The sequence below is a fragment of the Streptomyces sp. NPDC002809 genome, assembly GCF_040295435.1.
Taxonomy (GTDB): domain Bacteria; phylum Actinomycetota; class Actinomycetes; order Streptomycetales; family Streptomycetaceae; genus Streptomyces.
On record NZ_JBEOVJ010000180.1, the window covers coordinates 1 to 1677 of the forward strand.

1 protein-coding gene is annotated in these 1677 nt (G+C 69.6%); it reads right to left on the reverse strand.

The features are described 5' to 3' along the window. Window positions 1-1677: condensation domain-containing protein (locus ABT025_RS39405; RefSeq protein ID WP_351003646.1), on the reverse strand; the 1677-nt coding region annotated here is incomplete at both ends.

A 1677-nucleotide genomic window follows, 5' to 3' on the forward strand; every position in this document is an offset into this window, starting at 1 on the left:
TCGGGGGTGGCTGCGACGGAGGCGGCCAGCGTGCCGAGGTGGCCGGCCATCCGCTCGATCGCCGCCCGCTCGAACAGATCCGTCCGGTACTCCAGCGCCGCGAGCACCTCGCCGCCCGACTCCGCCGCCGTCAGCTGGAGGTCGAACTTCGCGTCCTGGCCGCCCACCCCGACCTGCTCGACCTCGAGGCCCGGCAGGCTCCACGCATCCCCGTCAGGAGTGTTCTGGAAGACGAACATGGTCTGGAACAGCGGGTTGCGCGACAGGTCGCGGTTGGGCGCAAGTTCGTCGACGAGGCGCTCGAACGGCAGGTCCTGGTGGTCGTACGCGCCCAGGGCCGTGTCCTTCACGCGGTCGATCAGCTCGGTGAACGTCGGGTCGCCGGACAGGTCCGTCCGCATCACCAGCGTGTTGACGAAGAAGCCGATCAGGTCTTCGGTCTCGGCCCGGTTGCGGCCCGCGATGGGTGTCCCCACGGCGATGTCGTCCTGGCGCCCGTAGCGGGCCAGCACGATCTGGAACAACGACAGCAGTGTCATGAAGAGGCTTGCGCCGTGCCGTCCCGCCGACGCCCGCAACTGATCCGCGACCTCGGCCGGCAGCGCGAAGTACACGGTGTCGCCTGTGGCATCCTCGCGCTCGGCCGGGCGACCGTGCTGCGTGGGCAGTTCCAGCACCGGCAGACCGGTCAGGCGCTCACGCCAGTAAGCCAACTGCGATTCCAGGAAGTCGCCGGTGAGCTGTTCCCGCTGCCAGACGGCGTAGTCCGCGTACTGCACCGCGAGGTCCGGGAGACTCGCCTCGCGCTCGGCCAGCGCCGCCGTGTACAGCTCGCGCAGTTCGCGCGCCAGGATGCCGGAGGACCAACCGTCCGACACGATGTGGTGCAACGTGACCAGCAGGTACTGGTCGTCCTCCGCGACGGGGACCAGGTCCACGCGCAGCAGCCGCCCTCCGTCGAGTTCGAACGGGCGCCGCGCCTCCGCTTCCATGACCTCCTGTGCGGCTCGCGCCCCGTCTCCGAGGGTGTCCTCGGCCCGGACGTGGTGCACCACCGGGGTGACCGACCACGGCGCGTCCACCACCTGCGAGGGGCGTCCGGAGTCGTCGGTGACGAACCGGGTCCGCAGGATCTCGTGCCGTGCCACCAGGCCGGTGAACGCCGTACCCAGGGCTTCGGCATCCAGCTCGCCCCGTATGCGCAGGGCGAAGGGCACCAGGTACTCGGCGCTGCCGGGCGTCAACTGGTCCAGGAACCACAGACGTTGCTGGGCGAACGACAACGGCAGCGATGCATCGCTACGGTCCACCGGTACGAGCGGCGCCTCATCGGCCGTCGCCGTCAGCTCGCGCATGGCCGCGGCCAGCGTCGCCGGGGTGGGCGAGGTGAAGAGGGTGCGGACCGGGACGTCGATGCCGAGCTGCCGGCGCAGCCGGGACGTCACCCGCGTGGCAAGCAGTGAATGCCCGCCGAGTTCGAAGAAGTTGTCGTGGATGCCGATGGTGTCGATGCCGAGGATCTCGGACCAGACGGTGGTGACGATGTGCTCGGCAGTCGTGCGCGGGGCGACGAAGGTGGCGTCGAGGTCCGGTCGGTGACTGTCGGGTGCGGGGAGGGCTTTGGTGTCGATTTTGCCGTTGGGGGTGAGGGGGAGTTGTTCGAGGGTGATGTAGGTG